The sequence below is a fragment of the Mesorhizobium sp. M0808 genome, from assembly GCF_040320025.1.
Classification (GTDB): Bacteria; Pseudomonadota; Alphaproteobacteria; order Rhizobiales; family Rhizobiaceae; genus Mesorhizobium.
The window spans coordinates 1-812 of record NZ_JAMYOX010000125.1; the positions used below are offsets into that span (position 1 = coordinate 1).

2 protein-coding genes are annotated in these 812 nt (G+C 55.8%); both read left to right on the forward strand.

Going from position 1 to position 812, the window contains the following annotated elements; genetic code table 11:
* On the forward strand, positions 1 to 208 hold a 208-nt coding region (locus tag NKI25_RS36265; protein ID WP_353000972.1), incomplete at its 5' end, for a hypothetical protein.
* A gap of 13 nt (positions 209 to 221) precedes the next feature.
* Entirely contained in the window at positions 222 to 737 is a 516-nt protein-coding gene (locus NKI25_RS36270) for a hypothetical protein (RefSeq protein WP_353000974.1), read from the forward strand.
* Positions 738 to 812 lie beyond the last annotated feature (75 nt).

Here is an 812-nt window from a genome sequence, read left to right on the forward strand (position 1 = left end):
TGCTCATCTTCTTCCATCACAAGGTGTCCACCTATTTTGGTGGACACCTCATGCATCAGAGCACTCAACAGCAAAAGGTGCGGGGAAATTCGCGCTTACCAAAATTGAGACTCAGGCCGGGGCGGGCCAGACGAGCTACGCCAGCCGCTTGACCTCCTACGCGAGCAGCATGCTGCGCATCTTCGCACTATCAAATAAATTCGTCTGATGCGGAGGGGGCAATGACTGGAAAGTGGTCTCAATCGGGAACTCCGCACAAGGGTTGGACCTGCGTCAATGTGGAGGATCTCGAGCAGCCCTCAGAGATCTGCGAGATGTGCGAATCCCAAGAGATACGCTACGTCCACTACATGACACACCCTGACAACGCCGAAATGCTCGGCGTAGGTTGCGTCTGTGCCGAAAAGATGGAGCAGGATTATGAGGCGCCGCGAATGCGCGAACGCGCGCTCCGCAGTGCTTCACAGCGCCGGCGCAATTGGCTTCGACGCAAATGGCGCATCTCTCATTCTGGCAACAGCTATCTGAACACCGACGGGCTGAACATTTCAATCTTCCGAAAAGGATCGGGCAATTGGGGCGGCCGGATCTTGGAGCGCTCATCCGGTCGATCCGTGGAATCCCGCAAGCGCTACGCTACGGAAGACGCAGCAAAACTGGGTGCATTCGATGGGATGATTTTTTTGAAAGCGAAAGGCTGGGCAAAGACGGTAAGCGCTATTTTCGCTGCACCTTGACGCGGGCGCTTTCGACGGATGGCCTTCGAATCGGGAACGGTATCTGGTCTGATCAGGCTGCTGTTGCTTTGGCGA

What these genes read in the sequence shown, in the direction of transcription:
- NKI25_RS36270 (WP_353000974.1), top strand. Translation starts at nt 222, where the DNA reads ATGACTGGAAAGTGGTCTCAATCGGGAACTCCGCACAAGGGTTGGACC.